21 protein-coding genes and 1 pseudogene are annotated in these 17,990 nt (G+C 64.2%); 15 read left to right on the forward strand and 7 right to left on the reverse strand.

Annotated elements, in window-relative coordinates; translation table 11 throughout:
* Positions 1 to 67 precede the first annotated feature (67 nt).
* The 4 genes from ACZI8Q_RS13605 (at position 68) to ACZI8Q_RS13620 (ending at position 5,427) form a co-directional block, all read left to right on the forward strand.
* Complete coding sequence (locus tag ACZI8Q_RS13605) at positions 68 to 397, forward strand: hypothetical protein (RefSeq protein ID WP_463374074.1); 330 nt, start codon at positions 68 to 70, stop codon at positions 395 to 397.
* Between the two features lie 81 nt (positions 398 to 478).
* Positions 479 to 1,882 (forward strand): ATP-binding protein, encoded by a 1,404-nt coding sequence (locus tag ACZI8Q_RS13610; protein ID WP_463374075.1) that lies wholly within the window; start codon positions 479 to 481, stop codon positions 1,880 to 1,882.
* Positions 1,882 to 3,816 (forward strand): vWA domain-containing protein, encoded by a 1,935-nt coding sequence (locus tag ACZI8Q_RS13615; RefSeq protein WP_463374076.1) that lies wholly within the window; start codon positions 1,882 to 1,884, stop codon positions 3,814 to 3,816. The genes ACZI8Q_RS13610 and ACZI8Q_RS13615 overlap by 1 nt, the downstream gene beginning before the upstream one ends.
* A 300-nt stretch (positions 3,817 to 4,116) precedes the next feature.
* Positions 4,117 to 5,427 (forward strand): class I SAM-dependent methyltransferase, encoded by a 1,311-nt coding sequence (locus ACZI8Q_RS13620; protein WP_463374077.1) that lies wholly within the window; start codon positions 4,117 to 4,119, stop codon positions 5,425 to 5,427.
* On the opposite strand, the gene ACZI8Q_RS13625 is transcribed toward ACZI8Q_RS13620, so the two are convergent.
* The 3 genes from ACZI8Q_RS13625 to ACZI8Q_RS13635 are packed head-to-tail and all read right to left on the reverse strand — an operon-like array spanning position 5,424 to position 7,960.
* Positions 5,424 to 6,590, reverse strand: a complete 1,167-nt coding sequence (locus ACZI8Q_RS13625; protein ID WP_463374078.1) for an MFS transporter — start codon at positions 6,588 to 6,590, stop codon at positions 5,424 to 5,426. The two genes, ACZI8Q_RS13620 and ACZI8Q_RS13625, sit on opposite strands and share 4 nt — an antisense overlap.
* Positions 6,591 to 6,593: 3 nt before the next feature.
* On the reverse strand, positions 6,594 to 7,013 hold the full coding sequence (locus tag ACZI8Q_RS13630; protein WP_463374079.1) for a hypothetical protein: 420 nt from the start codon (positions 7,011 to 7,013) through the stop codon (positions 6,594 to 6,596).
* A 20-nt stretch (positions 7,014 to 7,033) separates the two neighbouring features.
* Entirely contained in the window at positions 7,034 to 7,960 is a 927-nt protein-coding gene (locus ACZI8Q_RS13635; protein ID WP_463374080.1) for an AEC family transporter, read from the reverse strand.
* Positions 7,961 to 8,103: 143 nt separating this feature from the next.
* Between ACZI8Q_RS13635 and ACZI8Q_RS13640 the strand changes: the two genes are divergently transcribed.
* On the forward strand, positions 8,104 to 9,144 hold the full coding sequence (locus tag ACZI8Q_RS13640; protein WP_463374081.1) for a serine hydrolase domain-containing protein: 1,041 nt from the start codon (positions 8,104 to 8,106) through the stop codon (positions 9,142 to 9,144).
* A gap of 79 nt (positions 9,145 to 9,223) precedes the next feature.
* Here the strand turns inward: ACZI8Q_RS13640 and rpsR are convergent, their stop codons facing one another.
* From rpsR to rpmB, 4 genes are read right to left on the reverse strand one after another with little or no spacing between them, the layout of a single operon-like run.
* On the reverse strand, positions 9,224 to 9,478 hold the full coding sequence (gene rpsR / locus ACZI8Q_RS13645; protein WP_463374082.1) for a 30S ribosomal protein S18: 255 nt from the start codon (positions 9,476 to 9,478) through the stop codon (positions 9,224 to 9,226).
* Positions 9,479 to 9,487: 9 nt separating this feature from the next.
* Complete coding sequence (gene rpsN, locus ACZI8Q_RS13650) at positions 9,488 to 9,793, reverse strand: 30S ribosomal protein S14 (RefSeq protein ID WP_463374083.1); 306 nt, start codon at positions 9,791 to 9,793, stop codon at positions 9,488 to 9,490.
* Positions 9,794 to 9,798: 5 nt separating this feature from the next.
* On the reverse strand, positions 9,799 to 9,963 hold the full coding sequence (rpmG, locus tag ACZI8Q_RS13655) for a 50S ribosomal protein L33 (protein WP_378578131.1): 165 nt from the start codon (positions 9,961 to 9,963) through the stop codon (positions 9,799 to 9,801).
* Positions 9,964 to 9,965: 2 nt separating this feature from the next.
* A complete protein-coding gene (gene rpmB, locus ACZI8Q_RS13660; RefSeq protein WP_463374084.1) occupies positions 9,966 to 10,202 on the reverse strand; it encodes a 50S ribosomal protein L28 in 237 nt (78 codons plus the stop codon).
* 111 nt (positions 10,203 to 10,313) lie between these two features.
* Between rpmB and mrf the strand changes: the two genes are divergently transcribed.
* The 10 genes and pseudogenes from mrf to ACZI8Q_RS13710 all read left to right on the forward strand — a co-directional run.
* A complete protein-coding gene (gene mrf / locus ACZI8Q_RS13665; protein ID WP_463374085.1) occupies positions 10,314 to 11,564 on the forward strand; it encodes a ribosome hibernation factor-recruiting GTPase MRF in 1,251 nt (416 codons plus the stop codon).
* Positions 11,561 to 11,821, forward strand: coding sequence for a type B 50S ribosomal protein L31 (locus ACZI8Q_RS13670; protein WP_463374086.1), 261 nt, complete (start codon positions 11,561 to 11,563; stop codon positions 11,819 to 11,821). The genes mrf and ACZI8Q_RS13670 overlap by 4 nt, the downstream gene beginning before the upstream one ends.
* Positions 11,822 to 11,823: 2 nt before the next feature.
* Positions 11,824 to 11,997 carry a 50S ribosomal protein L32 gene (gene rpmF, locus ACZI8Q_RS13675; protein WP_463374087.1) on the forward strand — a complete coding sequence of 58 codons (174 nt, stop codon included), beginning with the start codon at positions 11,824 to 11,826 and terminating at the stop codon, positions 11,995 to 11,997.
* A gap of 25 nt (positions 11,998 to 12,022) precedes the next feature.
* Entirely contained in the window at positions 12,023 to 12,631 is a 609-nt protein-coding gene (locus tag ACZI8Q_RS13680) for a trimeric intracellular cation channel family protein (RefSeq protein ID WP_463374088.1), read from the forward strand.
* Positions 12,632 to 12,679: 48 nt separating this feature from the next.
* A complete protein-coding gene (locus ACZI8Q_RS13685; RefSeq protein WP_463374089.1) occupies positions 12,680 to 13,366 on the forward strand; it encodes a response regulator transcription factor in 687 nt (228 codons plus the stop codon).
* Positions 13,366 to 14,829: a sensor histidine kinase gene (locus ACZI8Q_RS13690; RefSeq protein ID WP_463374096.1), complete on the forward strand. Its 1,464-nt coding sequence runs from the start codon at positions 13,366 to 13,368 to the stop codon at positions 14,827 to 14,829. The genes ACZI8Q_RS13685 and ACZI8Q_RS13690 overlap by 1 nt, the downstream gene beginning before the upstream one ends.
* 126 nt (positions 14,830 to 14,955) lie before the next feature.
* Positions 14,956 to 16,401: a S1C family serine protease gene (locus ACZI8Q_RS13695; protein ID WP_463374090.1), complete on the forward strand. Its 1,446-nt coding sequence runs from the start codon at positions 14,956 to 14,958 to the stop codon at positions 16,399 to 16,401.
* On the forward strand, positions 16,401 to 16,961 hold the full coding sequence (locus tag ACZI8Q_RS13700) for a MogA/MoaB family molybdenum cofactor biosynthesis protein (protein WP_463374091.1): 561 nt from the start codon (positions 16,401 to 16,403) through the stop codon (positions 16,959 to 16,961). Before ACZI8Q_RS13695 ends, ACZI8Q_RS13700 begins: the two co-directional genes overlap by 1 nt.
* Before the next feature lie 24 nt (positions 16,962 to 16,985).
* Positions 16,986 to 17,126, forward strand: coding sequence for a hypothetical protein (locus ACZI8Q_RS13705; protein ID WP_463374092.1), 141 nt, complete (start codon positions 16,986 to 16,988; stop codon positions 17,124 to 17,126).
* Positions 17,127 to 17,706: 580 nt separating this feature from the next.
* Positions 17,707 to 17,990: pseudogene (locus ACZI8Q_RS13710) on the forward strand (MspA family porin); the annotation flags it as partial.

The raw sequence follows: 17,990 nt of genomic DNA on the forward strand, positions 1-17,990 counted from the left end.
AGCGTCATTACCAACAGATCGACCGTAGCGGGCAGATGATCCGCTGCATATGGAAAGGCGGCCCCCGATGAGCACATCGACCATTGCTTCTACGGCAACGACACTGCGCCCCGGCGACTACATCAGCGCCGTGTTCGGACTCGACTTCGTGGCAGGCCCGGACGGCTTCGAGTCGGTCGCGCGAATCCACCGCGGCGAGATCGACGAGTGGGTCGACGCGGTCGCCCGGTCGGGTCTGTTCTCCAACCGCGTGGTGGCGGACGCGGCACGCGCATGGGAGGCCGACCCACGACTGCTGCTCGTGGCCTTGCTCGCCGACGCCGACGAGGTGACCCGCAAACGTTTCGATGTTCTGTGGGACTCCCTCGACCTTGTCGACGTGGTCGCATACGCCTGACGTGTCCGCTCGATCGCGGCCCGGGCAGTGACGGACAGGTAATCGCGTGACGTAAGCGGTGATCGCTCGTAGCTTTGAGTGGTGACCTTCACCGCGCAGTCCAATTCCGAACGTCCAACTCCTTCGACCGTCGGCCGGCTACGCGCGTCGGGCCACGTGCATCGCACTGTCAAGGAAGAGCTCCGTGAGAATCTCCTCGCGGCTCTTCGGGACGGGCGTGATCCGTGGCCCGGCATCGTCGGTTTCGGCGGCACCGTAGCACCGCAGCTCGAGCGAGCTCTGATTGCAGGCCACGATGTGGTTCTGCTCGGTGAACGTGGCCAGGGCAAGACCCGCCTCCTGCGCACATTGGAATTGCTGCTCGACGAGTGGACTCCGGTGATCGACGGCTCCGATCTCGGAGAGCATCCGTACGAGCCCATCACTCCGGCATCGATCCGTCGAGCCGAGGAGTTGGGCGATGCGTTGCCGGTCCGCTGGCGGCACCGCAGTGAGCGTTACTCGGAGAAGTTGGCAACCCCGGACACGTCGGTGGCAGATCTGGTCGGCGACGTCGACCCGGTGAAGGTCGCGGAAGGTCGTAGCCTGGGTGATCCGGAGACCATTCACTACGGGCTGGTCCCGCGGGCACATCGCGGCATCGTCGCCATCAACGAGCTTCCGGACCTGGCCGAACGAATCCAGGTGTCGTTGCTCAACGTGATGGAAGAACGCGACATCCAGGTCCGCGGGTACACGCTGCGCCTCCCGTTGGACGTCCTATTGGTGGCGAGCGCGAACCCGGAGGACTACACGAACCGCGGACGTATCATCACTCCGCTCAAGGACCGGTTCGGAGCGGAGATCCGTACGCACTACCCATCCGAGCTGAGCGACGAAATCGCCTTGATCGGGCAGGAAGCAAACCTGACGGCAACCGTTCCGGTGTATCTCGTCGAGATCCTGGCCCGGTTCACGAGGCTGTTGCGCGAATCCACCTCCGTCGACCAACGTGCCGGTGTGTCGGCACGTTTCGCCGTCGCGGGAGCCGAGACGATCAGCGCAGCAGCGGTCCATCGCGCAGCAATTCTCGGTGAGGCCGACCCTGTTGCTCGCCCGGTGGATTTGGACACAGTGGTGGAGGTCCTGCGTGGGAAGGTCGAGTTCGAAGCGGGGGAGGAGGGGCGCGAACTCGAGGTTCTGTCCCACCTGCTGCGCCGCGCGACCGCGGATACGGTGCGGACCCGGCTCGGCGGGATCGATTTGGCGTCCCTCGTCACCGCCGTCGAGGAGGGCGAACCGGTCGTGACGGGAGAGCGGGTCACGGCGAAGGCTCTGTTGAACGAGCTTCCCGAGCTCGCAGTTCTGGACCAGGTGGCTGCACGTCTCGGCGCGGAGTCGGACGGAGAGCGCGCTGCCGCAGCAGAACTCGCCCTCGAAGGCCTGTACTTGGTGCGGCGGATCTCCAAGAGTCCCGATGTCAAAGGTCAGACGGTGTATTCCTGATGTCGCACGGATCGCGTTACGGGCCTTACGAGGGTGGTGACCCGCTGGCCCCGCCCGTGGATCTGCGAGATGCGTTGTCGTCGATCGGTGACGACGTGCTCGGCGGCTCGTCGCCCCGGCAGGCACTGCGCGAGTACTTGCGCCGCGGTAGCGAACGTATGCGCGGTCTGGACAAACTTGCCGCCGAGGCGAACAGACGCCGCCGAGAGCTGTTGAAGCGCAACAACTTGAACGGGACGCTCGACGAGGTTCGAAAACTCCTCGACGAGGCGGTTCTCGAGGAGCGGAAACAACTCGCGCGGGCGTTGGACGACGACGCGCGGTTCGCGGAAATGCGCATCGAAGAGTTGCCGCCGTCCGCGGCGCAGGCAGTCCAAGACCTTGCCGACTACGACTGGCGCAGCAGCGACGCACGGGAAAAGTACGAGCAGGTACGCGATCTACTCGGGCGGGAAATGCTGGACCAGAGGTTCGAGGGTATGAAGCAGGCACTCGAGGGTGCCACCGACGCAGATCGTGCGCGTATCCGTGACATGCTCGAAGACCTCAACGACCTGCTCGACGAGCACGCGCGTGGCGAGGACACGCGTCAGCATTTCGACGAGTTCATGGACGCGTACGGCGAGTTCTTCCCCGAGAACCCGCGCAATGTCGGCGAACTGCTGGACTCGTTGGCTCAGCGCGCCGCAGCGGCCCAGCGGTTGCGCAATTCACTGAGCCCGGAGCAACGCGATGAGCTGGATGCGTTGGCGCAGCAGGCGTTCGGTGATCCGTCGTTGATGGGGCAACTCGATCGGCTGGACGAGCAACTGCAGGCAGCCAGACCGGGCGAGGATTGGCAGGGTGCGCACCGCTTCCGCGGCGACGACGGAATGGGTCTCGGCGAGGGGACCGGAGCGCTGCAGGACATTGCCGAGCTCGAGTCGCTGGCGGAGCAGCTGTCGCAACAGTATGCCGGCGCGCAACTCGACGACATCGATCCGGAGGCGCTGGCACGCCAACTCGGTGACGAGGCGGCGGCAGACGTGCGTACCCTCGCCGATCTCGAGAAGGCGCTACGTGACGAAGGGTTCTTCGACCGCGGTGCCGACGGGCAATGGCGACTGTCTCCGAAAGCGATGCGGCAGTTGGGGCAAACTGTCCTGCGGGACCTGGCTGGTCAACTGTCGTCGCGGGGCGGTGAACGCGAGACCCGGCGCGCGGGAGCTCTGGGGGAACCGACGGGTGCCTCGCGTGAATGGGAGTTCGGGGACACCGAGTCGTGGGATGTCACCCGCACGATCACCAACGCCGTGCTTCGCGAACCCGGTCGCGTTCCGGTACGTCTGCAGATGTCGGATGTGGAAGTGGCCGAGACCGAGCAACGGTCCCGCGCCGCCGTCGCTCTGCTCGTGGACACGTCGTTCTCGATGGTGATGGAAGGGCGATGGGTGCCGATGAAGCGCACCGCGCTCGCTTTGAATCACCTTGTGACGACGCGATTCCGCAGCGACGAACTGCAAATCATCGCGTTCGGCCGACACGCACAGGTGGTGACGCCCACCGAATTGGCGGGTCTGGACGGCGTGTGGGAACAGGGCACCAACCTGCATCACGGCCTTCTGCTCGCCGAGCGTCACCTTCGTCGGCACCCGAACGCGCAACCGGTGGTGATGGTCGTGACGGATGGTGAACCGACGGCTCATCTCGAGCCGGATGGCTTCGCGTACTTCGACTATCCGCCCACAGCGCGGACGTTGGGGTTGACCGTGCGAGAGCTGGATTCGGTCGCGCGTTTCGGTGCGCGGGTCACGTTCTTCCGTCTGGGTGACGATCCGGGTCTTGCGCATGTGGTCGATCGTTTGGCGCAACGAGTCGGCGGACGAGTCGTGGCACCGGGCCTCGACGGACTCGGTGCGGCCGTGGTCGGCGACTACGTGCGGCGTAGGAGATAGGGTCCTCGGTGCCGGATTTCGGTACGAGGAATGAAGTCTCGTCGGTGGGGGATAGTCCCCCTCCGGTCGGCCGTCGGGGCAGGAACAAGCCCTGTGGACAGGGTGGTGACCGGCAGGGACCGCCTGACGAATGCATGGCCGTCACCGACTTGGCAGCGATTCTCCGCATGGCGGGAGCGTAGGTGGTGCAGACTGATCGGGCGTGCTCCGCTGTGATCCGCACAGGGAGCATTGCAGAGGTTTCACCGACTTCGGAACATCCTCCGAGGTCGCAGTCCTGCAGCTGGGGTGGAGGTGCACATGACGGTCGCCGACACGGTGGCGCCGCTGGTTCGTGCGGTGCTGGGTGATCAGGTTCCGGTCGGTATCGAGTGTTGGGACGGGAGCCGCAGTGGTCCTCCGGATGCTCCGTGGCGGGTGCGCCTCGTCAATCGTCGCGGTCTGAGACGGTTGCTGTGGGCGCCCAACGATCTCGGTTTCGCGCGTGCCTATGTCTCCGGCGACATCGACATCGAAGGCGACCTGCTCGCCGGTCTGGACGCGCTGGAAGAGGTGGCGGACCCGAGTCGGGGTCCCGGCGTGCAGATCGACGGGAACACCAAGAAGGAACTTGCGAAAGCGGCACTGCGACTGGGGATCGTGGGCCCGCCGCCGAAGCCGCCGGCGGAGGAGACGAAACCGGGCCGCGGGCACCGGCACGACAAGGCGCGCGATGCTGTCGCGATCAGCCACCACTACGACGTCGGCAACGACTTCTATCGACTCGTACTCGGTGAATCGATGACCTACTCGTGCGCGTACTGGGCGCAGCAGAGCGAGGATCTGGACGCGGCGCAGTACGCCAAATGCGATCTGGTGGCACGCAAGCTCGGGCTGGCCGAGGGGATGCGCGTACTCGATGTCGGTTGCGGGTGGGGGACTTTCGCATTACACGCTGCACGGCAGTACGGTGCGCGCGTCGTCGGCGTCACCCTGTCCCAGGAGCAGGCCGACTACGCCCGCAAACGAATGGTCGAGGAGGGTGTGGGCGATCTGGTGGAGATCCGAGTCCAGGACTACCGCGACGTCACCGACGGCCCGTACGACGCGATCTCGAGCATCGGCATGGCCGAGCACGTGGGTGACACGATGCTCGAGACGTACGCAGCGGACCTGTTCGCCTTGCTACGGCCACAGGGGCGGTTGCTCAACCACGCGATCTCGCGGAGACCGCGCACGTCCGTGCCCGCGTTCTCCAAAACCTCCTTCATCGATCGTTACGTGTTCCCCGACGGCGAGATTCTGCCGCTCGCAACGATGATCGCGGCACTCGAAGGCGTCGGTTTCGAAGTGCGCGATGTGGAGGCGTTGCGTGAGCATTACGCGCAGACCCTCCGTGCCTGGGTGGCGAACCTGGAGGCGAATTGGGATGAGGCAGTCGCCCACAGCAGTGCCGGCCGAGCACGAGTGTGGCGGTTGTACATGGCCGGTGCGGCATTGAGCTTTTCGGCGAACCGGCTCGGGATCAACCATGTGCTGGCCGTCAAGTGCACCGATCGGGGGCGCAGCGACATGCCCGGCACCCGTGGCGAACTCTTGCAGGCGAACAACGAGTCGGCCACGGCGTTCTAACGGATCGGTTTTCGAACCGCCCGCCAGGTGGCGGTGGCCGACACCCCGAGTAGCACGCCGGCGATGACGAAGATCGAGCCGACTCCGGCGATTCCTGCAGCCCCAGCGGCCGCGAGTGGGACCACGACCTGGCCGAGACGGTTCCCGGTCAGACGCAACGAGAGTGCAGCCCCCCGGTCGGTCGGGGCGACCAGGCCCACCACCCAGGTCATCGTGAGTGGCTGGCCGATACCCCAGAAAATGCCTGCGATCACCATCAGCACTGCGATGGCGACAGCGTTCGGAACGAACGGGACGAGCGCCATCGGCAGAGCCGAACACAGGGTCGCGGAGACCAGGAGTCGTTCGCGGGGAAGGTGATCGAGCAAGTGCGGCAGGAATGCGCGGGAAGCGATGGTGGCGAGGGTGCGGGCAGTGATCAACAGGGTCACAGTCATCACGCTGAACCCGAACTCCGCACCGAGCACCGGAAGGTAGGCCAGCACCAGATCCATCGACGACAATACGACGAGACTGCTCAGCAGAGCTGCTTTCATGCCGCCCGTGCCGAGCATGCTCCGCATCGATTCCGGCGCCCTGCGTGGGCCGTCCTGGCTACGCGGACCTGGGTCACGGAGCGGGAATGCGAAGGGTATCGCGAGGGCAGATACGGCCGCCATCGCGAACAAGGCAGGTGTCGTGTGGACGCCGGATGCGTCGCTGCTCCACGACACGATCAGACCCACCGTCGGAATCCCGAGCGCCTGACCGATCGACACAGCCAGCGTCAGGCCCGCGAATCCCCGGTCGAGTTGGCCGGGCGGCGACAGGGTGGAGACGAAGCTCTGCGCGGTGAGAGTCACCAGGATTTGACCGAAACCGAGCACGACGTTTCCGGCTGCGAGGGTGAGCAGATCGCCGCTGAACGCGATCACCGCCGTCCCGGCTGTCGTGAGCAGCACGCCCGCCCGCATCAGTGACCCGGTGTGGTGGCGGTCGGCCGCGCGCCCGATCTGCACCGCCAGCAGCAGTGGCGTCAAAGCGAAGAGGGCGGTGACCACACCGACGGTGGTCGCGTCCCCGCCCAGATCGAGAATCCGGTAAGAAACCAGAACGCGAACCGCGTTGTAGACGGCCTGCAGAAGTGCGGTCGCAATGCAGACGTTGAAGAACCAACGGCTCACCGATCAGCTGCCGACCACGATGCGGTCACCGATGGGCGCTTCGAGCGGGACTTCGACGGTGCCCATGACAGCGACGAGTACGCACATCCTGTCCGCGGTTTCGGGAAGTGCCCCGGTGCGAACGGAGACTTCGATCGTCGCGGCCGTTTCGCTGACGACAGGGTCCACGCCGTAGCACTCCGGGGTTCCGGTGGTGAAGTTCAACGCGATCGTCTTCGGGTTGACCTCCGACCACGACTCGATGGCGGTCTCGTGGCCACGCACGATGTCGGGACGTGGTGTGAACGCGGTGCGGAAGTCGTCGACAGGGACCTTCTGAATGGCCTGTGGCCGCTCCGGGGACGGTTCCAGGGTTTCGCTATCGGACCCGGACGAGCACCCCGCGACGGCGAGACCGATCAGCGTCACGGTGAGAACACGCATGGCTCGAGCGTAACGCGTGCTCACGCGAGGAGCGCTGCCACGACCCCGATCGCGGGAATGGAGGCGAGTGTGGTGACGAATGCGCTGTCGCGTGCCAGTACGGTGCCGCGTTGGTAGCGGCTGGCGTAGACGAACACGTTCTGCGCTGTGGGAAGTGCCGATACGACGACGATGGCGAACAATTCGTGTCCGTCGAGTCCGAGTAGGTGGTGCGCCATGAGGTAGGCGAGAACGGGCTGTACGACGATTTTCAATGTCGACGCCAGCGCGACGTCACGGCGGGGGCTCGCTCCCTTTTCGAGGACGCGCACGCCGTAGAGCGACAAGCCGAACGCGATAAGAGCGCCCGGCACCGAGGCGCCGCCCAGGAGGTGGAACGGCTGCATCAACGCCTCGGGAGGCGTCCAGTCGGAGATGGCGAGGGCGAGTCCGGCTGCGCCTGCGAGGACGATCGGATTCTTGAACGGTGCGCTGATGGTTTCCCATCGCGACGCTCCACCACGCAGAGATGAGATGTCGAGAATGCTCAGTGCGATCGGGGAGTACACCACTATCTGGAAGAGCAACAACGGTGCCACGTACGACGCGTCACCGAGAACGAACACGGCGATGGGAATGCCGAGATTGGCGGAGTTCACGTAGGAGGCCGACAGCGCGCCGATCGTCAATTCGGGAACCGGCCGGTGCAGCCAGGGCTTTGCGATCACCACGTACAAGCCGCCGACCGCGAAGGCTGTGGCGGACGCCACGGCGAGGGTCGGCGAGAAGATCACCGACAGGTCGGAGGTGGCCAGGGTGTCGAACAGCAGGGCAGGCGTCGCGACGAAGAACACCAGCCTGCCGAGCACGGTCTCCGCCTGTGGGCCGAGCGTTTCGAATCGGCCCAGCGAATAGCCGATCGCGATGATGACAAAGATGACGGTGAATCCCGCAACCACACCCGACATGTTGCGGGACCTCCTCGACTGGAAAAACGTCCAGCAGTCTAGTGTTGGAGCGCTCGAGTGCGAGACAATTGACGGTGAGTCGGGAGCCCGGAGCAGGTGTTCCTGCGGGAACGACGGTGGGGCAGAATATGTTCGGTAGATGTGTGGTTGTCGCCACGTGTGTGTTCGCGATGCTTCTCGGGGGGCTCCCCGCAGCTGGTGCGTTGGCGCCACCCTCGTCGGGAGACCCCACGGTGATCGCGACAGCTGCGCCGATTCTCGAGCGCAGCGTTCAGCGCAGTGTGAGTGTCGTCGTCGTCGATGGTCAGCGAGTTCGCTACGCAAACTTCGGGGCCGAGAACGACACCCAGTACGAGATCGGGTCCATCACCAAGACCTTCACTGCGGCGTTGTTCGTGGATTCGGTGCGTCGGGGCGAGGTCCGAGAGGACACGCGCCTGGAAGAACTGTTGCCGTTGGGTGGCACGGCGGTTGGTGGGGTGACTCTGCTCGATCTGGCCAGCCACCGTTCGGGTCTGCCTCCATTCGCGCTGACGGCCGACATGGCGGTCGGCGGGCTCGGCTGGGTCGTGGGCCGGAACCCGTTCGAAATCGACCGGGAACAACTGCTCGAGCAGGCACGGCAGACACCATTGTTGACGCCGGGCCGCTACCAGTACTCGACGCTCGGGTACGCGTTGCTGGGACAGGCGCTGGCCGCGGCCGCGCACACCGACTATTCGACGCTGCTGACCGAGCGGATGCTCCGTCCACTGGAGCTTTCCGATACCTGGGTTCCGTTGACCGCGTCGGCGCTGCCGCCGGAGGTGACCACAGGGTTCGACGTTCTGGGCCGGTCGCAGCCGGCGTGGCCGCTCGACGGCTATGCGCCGGCAGGTGGGGTGCGCTCGACGATCGCTGACATGGGTGCGTACACCAGGCAATTGCTCCTGGGTTCGGTGCCCGGCGAGTCGGCGATGGATCCGAGATGGTCCTTTGCGGACGGTGGTCGGAGCGGCTTGACCTGGAAAGCTGTGGAAGCTGCGGGTACGCAGTACACGGTGCATTCCGGTACCACCGGCGGGTTTCAGAGTGTGATCGTGTTGGATCGAAGCCACGACCGCGGTGTGGTGATTTTGTCGAACACCATCGGGTCGCTCGAGGACGCGGCGATCGAGATCATTCGGACGGTGCCCGGTTCCTGAGCAACCGTTCACCTCGACGAATGTCACACCGGTTCGCGTGAGCTGAACGGGTGTGACATTCGTCGGGTAAGGGGTGGGGCTACCGGCTCGTGAAGGGCAGGAGCGCCATCTCGCGCGCATTCTTCACGGCGATGGCAACCTGGCGCTGCTGCTGCGGGGTCAGGCCCGTCACGCGGCGGCTACGGATCTTGCCGCGATCCGAGATGAAGGTGCGGAGAAGGTTGGTGTCCTTGTAGTCCACATGCTCGATCTTGGCGGCGAACAACGGGTTCTTCTTGGGCTTGCGACCCTCGACCGGCCGCGGCTTCTTGGACGATGATCTCTTGACTGCCATTGACTTTCCTTACCAGCTCGACTTGTGGACGCCTGGCAGCTCCCCGCGGTGCGCCATCTCGCGTACACGCACGCGAGAGAGCCCGAACTTCCTCAGGTGGCCGCGCGGACGTCCATCCGCAGCGTCTCGATTGCGCAATCTTACCGGACTGGAGTCGCGTGGTAGACGTTGCAGGGCGGCCTGTGCCCGCACACGCTCGTCGTGGCTGCTCGAGGGGCGACGAATGATCTCCTTCAACTCACCCCGCCGTTCGGCGTACTTTGCCACGAGCAACGCCCGCTGTTCGTTCTTCGCGATCTTCGACTTCTTTGCCATGGGAGCTACTTCTCTTCTCGAAAGTCGACATGACGGCGCACGACAGGGTCGTACTTCTTCATGATCAGCCGGTCAGGGTCGTTGCGGCGGTTCTTGCGGGTGACGTAGGTGTACCCGGTTCCGGCGGTCGACTTCAGTTTGATGATGGGACGAATCTCGTTTCTCGCCATGGTCAGACCTTGTCTCCACGATTGCGGATTCTCGCGACCACTGCTTCGATCCCGTCTCGGTCGATCGTCTTGATGCCCTTGGCCGAGAGCGTCAGTGTGACGCGGCGACCCTCGCTGGCGAGGAAGTAGGTCTTGCTCTGGATGTTCGGGTTCCAGCGACGGCTGGTGCGCTTGTGGGAGTGCGACACGGACTTTCCGAATCCGGGTGCGCGTCCGGTCACCTGACAGTGCTTCGACATGTGCGGTCCTTCTCCACCCCAACTGGGGGTGATAATCATTTTCGACAAGAGCGAAAGTTCAATGTACCGTTCGTTATCGTTAATGACAATCGTTGCCGAAAGGGTTTATCCGTGAGTGAGATTCTCGACGGCCGGACGCCGCTGATCCTGGTGGCGGGGTGGAACGAGACGACGGACGCGACCGCGCGGGCGCTGCTCGAACCGGGAACGGTGGTGGTCCATCACGATCTCGACCTCGTCCACGAAGGCGTCGTGCGTTGCACGGTCACCACCGTCGAGGACGGTCGGCCGACCGACCGGCTCCGTGTTCTGGAACTCGCGCACGGGTGCATCTCCTGCACCCTGCGTCAGGATCTGTTGCCGCTGCTCCGGGTATTGCACACGCGTAGTTCCGTACAGCGCATCGTCCTGCATCTCGATCGTCGACTCGAGCCGGAGGCGCTGTGCTGGGCCATCGACCATGTCGTCGTCGCAGGTGTGGTGGGACAGATTGACGGACCCGCGTCCCGCGACGTTCGTGTCGATTCAGTGATCACCTGCGTCGACGCGGGTACGTGGCTCGGCGATGCCACCGGCGACGACGAACTCGACGACGGTCGCACGGTCGCGCAGATAGCGGTCGGGCAGGTCGACTATGCGGATGCGCTCGTCGTCACCGGCAGTGCGGGTGACGGATGGGAACAGGCGAAATTGCACGCTGTACTGGTTCGTCTCGCACCGGGAGCCCCGATTGCGTGGGGTACCACCGCCGAGAGCCACCTCCCCGATATCGAAAAGCTGCTGTCGCAGGTGCCCGCAGACGCACGCCGTGGTGCGGTGTCCGACGCGCATTCCCCGCTACTGCGCGGGCAACCGCCACTGACCGACGATTGTGGCGTGATGATCGTCGAGTTCGAAGCGCAGCGCCCGTTCCACCCGGAACGCCTGCACGAGGCAATCGACGTACTGCTCGAAGGTGTTGTCGCTGCGCGGGGACGGGTGTGGGTTGCCACGCAATCGGACGAAGCGCTGTGGCTCGAATCGGCGGGCGGGGGACTGCGTGTCGCGAGTGCGAACCGGTGGTTGGCCGCCATGACGCCCGAAGAGCAGGAACAAGTACCCACCGATCGCAGGGCGATGGCAGCTCTGCGGTGGGACGAGCGCTTCGGCGACCGGCACTCGTCCATCGTCGTGCTGGTCCATGCTGCGGACCCCACCGAGATCGACAGAACCCTGCAATGGGCGCTCGTGTCCGACGACGAACTCGTCGACGAGACCCGATGGCGGACCTGGAACGACCCGTTCGGTCAGTTCCACGAAGACCCGTGCGAGCTGACCGAATCACCGTACGCAGACCAGGACAGGAAAGAAGGACAGCAATGAAGCAAGGCATCCATCCCGACTATCACCCGGTGGTCTTCCGGGACGCAAGTACCGGAAACGGGTTTCTCACCCGGTCCACCCTGACAAGCGACCGCACCGTCGAGTGGGAAGACGGCAACGAGTACCCGCTCGTGGTCGTGGACGTGACCAGTGAATCGCACCCGTTCTGGACCGGTGCGCAGCGCGTGATGGACACCGCGGGTCGGGTCGAGAAGTTCGAGCGCCGCTACGGCAAGCGCCAGGCGAAAGGGAAGTAGAAATGGCCGTTCCGAAACGGAAGATGTCGCGAGCCAACACCCGCAGTCGTAGAGCGCAGTGGAAAGCACAAGCGCCGGAGTTGGTGAGTGTCACGGTCGGTGGTGTCACGCATCGGGTGCCGCGCAGACTCGTGAAAGCTGTTCGGAGTGGATTGATCGACGTCGAGAACATGTGAGGGCGCGGCGTGGCACGCTGATCCGGTGCTACAGCAGTTACTGGAATTGGTGGGTATCGCGGCTTTTGCGGCCTCCGGTGCTCTCGTCGGCGTGTCCAAACGCCTCGACCTGTTCGGTGTCTTCTGCGTCGGCGTGTTCACCGGAATCGGGGGCGGCATCGTCCGTGACCTCCTGCTGGGAATCCATCCGCCGACCTCGCTGACCAGTTGGGCCAACTTCGGTACGGCAGCGGTCACGTCACTGGGGGTGTTCTATGCACATTTGATCCTGGACAAACTGCGGACAGCAATTCTGACGCTCGACGCCCTGGGTATGGGCGTATTCGCGACGACCGGCGCCGTCGTCGCACTCGAACACGATTCGGGGGCGTTGGCGGCGTGCTTGATCGGGGGCACGGCCGCGATCGGTGGTGGTGTGATGCGTGATGTCCTGGTGAACGAGATGCCGTTGTTGCTGCACAAGGATCTGTATGCGGTGCCGGCCCTGCTCGGTGCCGCGCTGGTGGTGGCGGTGATCGAGATCGGTGGCGTGAACAATCTCGCCCTGGTGATCGGGACGGTGTTCGCGACGGGATTGCGGCTCGTTGCGCTGTGGCGGAAGTGGAGTTTGCCGTCACCGCGTCCGACGCGCTGATCTGCCCTTCTCAGACATATCTCAGTTGGTCGGTTCAAACTGTCTGGTATGCGCATCTTGGTGGTCGACGACGATCGGGCCGTGCGGGAATCCCTGCGGCGTTCACTCAGCTTCAACGGTTACACGGTGGACCTTGCAGTAGATGGCTTGGACGCACTCGAACAGGTCGCCGATTCGCGGCCGGACGCATTGGTGCTCGATGTGATGATGCCGCGCCTCGACGGTCTCGAGGTGTGCCGCCGATTGCGAAGCACAGGTGACGATCTGCCTATCCTCGTCCTCACTGCCCGGGATTCGGTATCCGAACGTGTCTCCGGTCTGGATGCCGGCGCCGACGACTATCTCCCGAAGCCCTTCGCGCTCGAGGAGCTGCTGGCACGGCTACGGGCGCTCCTGCGCCGCACGACGCCCGACCCCGGCGAGGATTCCGAGGAAATGGAGTTCGGCGACCTGACGCTGGACCCGGTGACCCGAGAGGTGACCAGATCCGGTCGCTCGATCAGCCTCACCCGCACCGAGTTCTCCCTGATGGAAATGCTGATGGCCAACCCGCGCAGGGTCCTCACCCGCGGCCGTATTCTCGAAGAAGTGTGGGGATACGACTTCCCCACCTCGGGTAACGCGCTCGAAGTGTACGTCGGTTACCTGCGTCGCAAAACCGAGGCCGATGGGGAATCGAGGTTGATCCACACGGTCAGAGGCGTCGGCTACGTGCTTCGGGAGACTCCTCCGTGATGGCCACGCCCTTCGGGACCCGGGGTCAGCCGAAGGATCAGTCGAAGAACGATCATCCGCGCACCGGTCCCATCCCCACCGAGCCGGTTCCGGCCCAGATGCGACCACCGATTCCGCTGACCCGCTCGGTGTCGTTGCGGTGGCGGGTGACGTTGTTGGCCGCGTCCGTCGTTGCCATCACGGTGGCTGTGATGGCGGTTGCCGCATACGCGGTGGTCGCGCGTGCTCTCTACGCCGACGTGGACCATCAGTTGCGTACCCGTGCTGCGGCGCTGGTCGACAGTCGTCTGGTCACGTTCGATCCTCGTTACATTGCGGGTGCCACGTCGTACGCGACCGACATCAGTGTGGCGCTGATCTTCCCGAATCTCGACTCGTACACACCTCCTGGATCGAACGTTCCGGTCGGGGCGGCGGAGTTGGCCGTTGCCCGCGGTGAGCGCGAAAGCTCTTTGCGGACCGTCGACAAGCAGCGGGTTCTCGCGGAGCGCACCCAGGACGGCAGCACGCTGGTGATCGCGCAGCGACTGGCACCGACGGATGCGGTGCTGGACCGCCTCGCCTGGGTGTTGCTGGTTGTCGGTGGGTGCGGCGTGATCCTCGCCGCAGCTGCGGGCACCACTGTCGGCCGAACCGGTCTGCGACCAGTGGCCCGCCTGACCGCGGCGGCCGAGCGTGTGGCGCGCACCGACGACCTGACCCCGATCCCGGTGGCCGGAAGTGACGAGTTGGCACGGCTCACCGAAAGCTTCAACACCATGCTGCGTGCTCTGGCGGAATCGCGTGAACGGCAGAGCAGGCTGGTCGCCGATGCCGGCCACGAACTGCGCACACCGCTCACCTCGTTGCGCACCAACATGGAACTGCTCATCGCCTCCAGTCGTCCCGGAGCGCCTCGGATTCCCGACGACGACATGGCCGAGTTGCGCGCCGATGTGGTGGCACAGATCGAGGAACTGTCGACACTGGTGGGTGACCTTGTCGATCTCGCACGCGAGGATGCGCCGGAGACGGTGTTCGAGCGGGTGGACCTGCGAGAAGTGGTCGATCGCAGCCTCGAGCGTGCGCGTAGACGTCGCAACGAGATCGACTTCACCGCCGAGACGGTGCCGTGGTTCGTCTACGGCGACCAAGCCGGATTGGCTCGCGCGGTGCTCAACGTGCTCGACAACGCGGCCAAGTGGAGTCCCACCGGCGAACGTGTGCGCGTACAGATGCTTCCTCGTGACGGACTCCTCGAACTGACCGTAGGCGATGCCGGTCCGGGCATTCCCGAGGAAGACCGACAATTGGTGTTTGAACGCTTCTACCGTTCTACGGCGTCGCGTTCGATGCCGGGCTCGGGACTGGGCCTGGCGATTGTGCGGCAGGTGGTCGTCAAGCATGGTGGGACAATTGCGGTTGACGTATCCGAGCGCGGCGGCGCGCTCATCAGGATCGTCCTACCCGGGGAACCCACATGAACAAGTGACTGCACATCGTTGGACAAATGACAGCCCGGTCTCAGGGCGTTCTCAGTTGCGGTTGGCAGTCTTGTAGGCAGAGAAAGCAACCCTCGAACGAGTGGTAGCCGGAGAGAAAGCGGTGCGATGACTGAAGACGACAACGGCATGACTCCCCAGAACCCGAATCCTCAGAACGCGTCGCCGCACGATCCGAACGGGCAGTTCACTCGGCCTCAGGAGCAGGCAGGGTTGGGTGGCAATCCCTATGGTGTCACGCCACAGGGCGGGCCGACGCCCTACGGCGTGCCGCCCCAGCAGCACACACATCCCGGTGGGTACGGACAGCCGCAACCCGGAGGGAACTTCTCTGGTGGCCCGTTTCCAGGTCAGCTGGGGCAGCCCACGGCCGGAGCGCCGACTCCCGGTCGAGGTGGTTACGGACATCCCGGTCATGGGCAACACGAGCCCGCGCAAGGCAAGCCGAAGCGTTCCGGCCGCACCGCCCTCGTAGCTGGTGGCCTGGCGTTGGCGCTGGTGTCCGGAGGCATCGGCGGCGCGGTGGGCGCCTGGTCCGTCGGCACCAACGGTTCGAGTGGCAGCGTCACCAATTCGCTCGACGCACCCATCAACTCGGCAAGTCCGGCCGTGAATGCTCCGTCCGGAAGTGTGCAGGCGGTCGCCGAAAAAGTCGTACCCAGCGTGGTGCAGATCGAAATCGCAACACCGCAGGGACGCGGCGGTGAGGGTTCCGGGGTGATTCTCTCTTCGGACGGGCTCATTCTCACCAACAACCACGTCGTCGGTGCCGCCGCGCGTGGTGGGGAGTTGAAGGTGGGTTTCTCCGACGGTTCCGTGGCACCCGCCGAACTGGTGGGCGGCGACCCGGTGTCGGACCTCGCTGTCATCAAGGCGGAGGGCAAAACCGACCTGACCCCCATCGAACTCGGCACCTCCGAGGATGTGCAGGTTGGCCAGCAGGTTGTTGCCATCGGCTCCCCGCTGGGGCTTGCGGGAACGGTCACCGAGGGGATCGTCTCCGCTCTCGACCGCCCTGTGTCCACGAGTGGTGAATCCGAGAATCAGAACACCGTTATCAATGCACTGCAGACGGATGCTGCGATCAACCCCGGGAACTCGGGCGGTGCGCTGGTCGACATGAACGGCAAGCTGATCGGAATCAACACTGCGATCGCCAGCATGGGAGGGGGTATCGGCGGGCAGAGCGGGTCGATCGGGCTCGGATTTGCGATCCCCGTCGATCAGGTCCGTCGCATCTCCGAGCAGTTGATCGAAACCGGCGAAGTGAAGCACGCCATGATCGGGATCACGGTTCCGTCCAGGGACAACGCAAACGGGGCAACCGTCATCTCCGTCATGGAGGGCGGTCCGGCCGCGCAAGCCGGTATCCCGGAGGGTGCGGTGATCACCAAGGTCGACGATCGGCTGGTCAACAGCGGCGACGCATTGATTGCGGCGATTCGTTCTCACGCCCCGGGTGACAAGGTGACCGTCACCTACGTCGAGCCGGGCGGCAGGTCGGAGAAATCGGTCGACCTCGAACTCGCGGTTGCGGACCGGGGAGGCCGCTGATGATCTCGGGAATTGTCGGGGACGTCGCGTCCCTTTCCGATCTGCCTACTACGGTAGGGAGCATGGATATCGAAGCCTCGCTGGCCGGTCGTGCATTGGTGGTCATCGTCGATGACCGAACCGCTCACGGAGATGGAAACAATTCGATCGGACCGCTGGTCACGGAGTTGCTGGGCGAAGCAGGCTTCATCGTCGACGCCACCGTTGCGGTCGCCGCCGACGAGGTGGAAATCCGGAACGCCCTCAACACCGCGGTCATCGGAGGCGTCGATCTCGTGATCTCGGTCGGAGGTACCGGGGTGTCTCCTCGTGACGTCACACCGGACGTGACGGCGGAGGTTCTCGATCGTGAGATACCTGGAATCTCGGAGGCCCTGCGCTCGTCCGGGCTGGCGGCAGGGTCGCTGGACGCCGGACTGTCCCGCGGTCTGGCCGGCGTATCCGGCAGCACGCTCGTGGTCAACCTCGCTTCGTCGCGTTCGGCGGTGCGTGACGGTATGGCGACGCTGACGTTGCTGGCCAGCCATGTCATCTCGGAGCTGTCCGGGTTGGAGGACTGAACCATCACAGCTGACAAGAAGCCGGTGGACCGGGCCGAACTGGCCCGGATCTTCGGTGACATCTTGCCGGACACCACGTCCGACGAACGTATCCCGGAGACGTCGGGGGAGTCCGGCGGATCGGACGCATGGTTGCGAAGTCAGGTCCCCCCACATCACGGGTGACCGATACCGTCCCTCTTCAGCGATGGAGCCGACCCTTCCGGGTCGGCTCCATCGCTTTCTTCTGGTTCGGTGTTCTTGTTCACCGAATGAACTGAAGATGAACAAATGTGTTCACGTTCCGCAATTTCGGGTCATGGGATTTGGAGTGAAGATCGTTTAGTCGCACCAAATGACGGCTGGGTTAATTGTAATAGTGTGCTGATGTACGCACGGTAAAATTCAATCAAACATGCAGGTCCAGACGTGTGCTTTGGGTGAATCTGATGTATTTTCCGATCATTGTCGAACTCTGAAATTGGTGTGTTCGACATCACGCTCCTGTTTGTGTCCGGATTTATTGCCGTTTTGGGCGAAATGGCGTTACTGTCCTCCGCGAGTTGTTAATGGAGTTGCACGCGAATCGAATGTGCTCCCCGTTTCTGACGGAGTCGATCGGTTCCGGCGCAGTCATGAATTCGTGGTCATCTCCAGTTCACTCCCTGGGTTCAGCAGGTGTGAAACCCGCTGGTCCCGATACGGCCACTTCTCAGCGTCGACATCCGAGGTTGAGTGTCAGCAAGAATCCTGATGAGGGGAACGAATGAGCGAGATCCGTAAGTCCGGTCTGCGTCGTGGAGCCCGCGTTGCCGGCCTTGGTGCTGTAGCGGCGGTTGTGCTCGGCTTGATGTCGACCGGAGCTGCGAATGCAGACACGTTTGTGCCGTTGCCTGGTGGTGAGAAGGTGACCGAGGCCGGTGACGTGACGGTCAAGATTGCCCGTAATGCGGAGAGTGCGAAGGTTTCTCCGTCGTTGGCGGCCAACGGGGCGGGTCGTGTGGCGTGGGTGACCGGTGATGTGTTCGTGGATCTGCAGGGCGAGGTTCC

The organism is Rhodococcus quanlei (genome assembly GCF_055231015.1).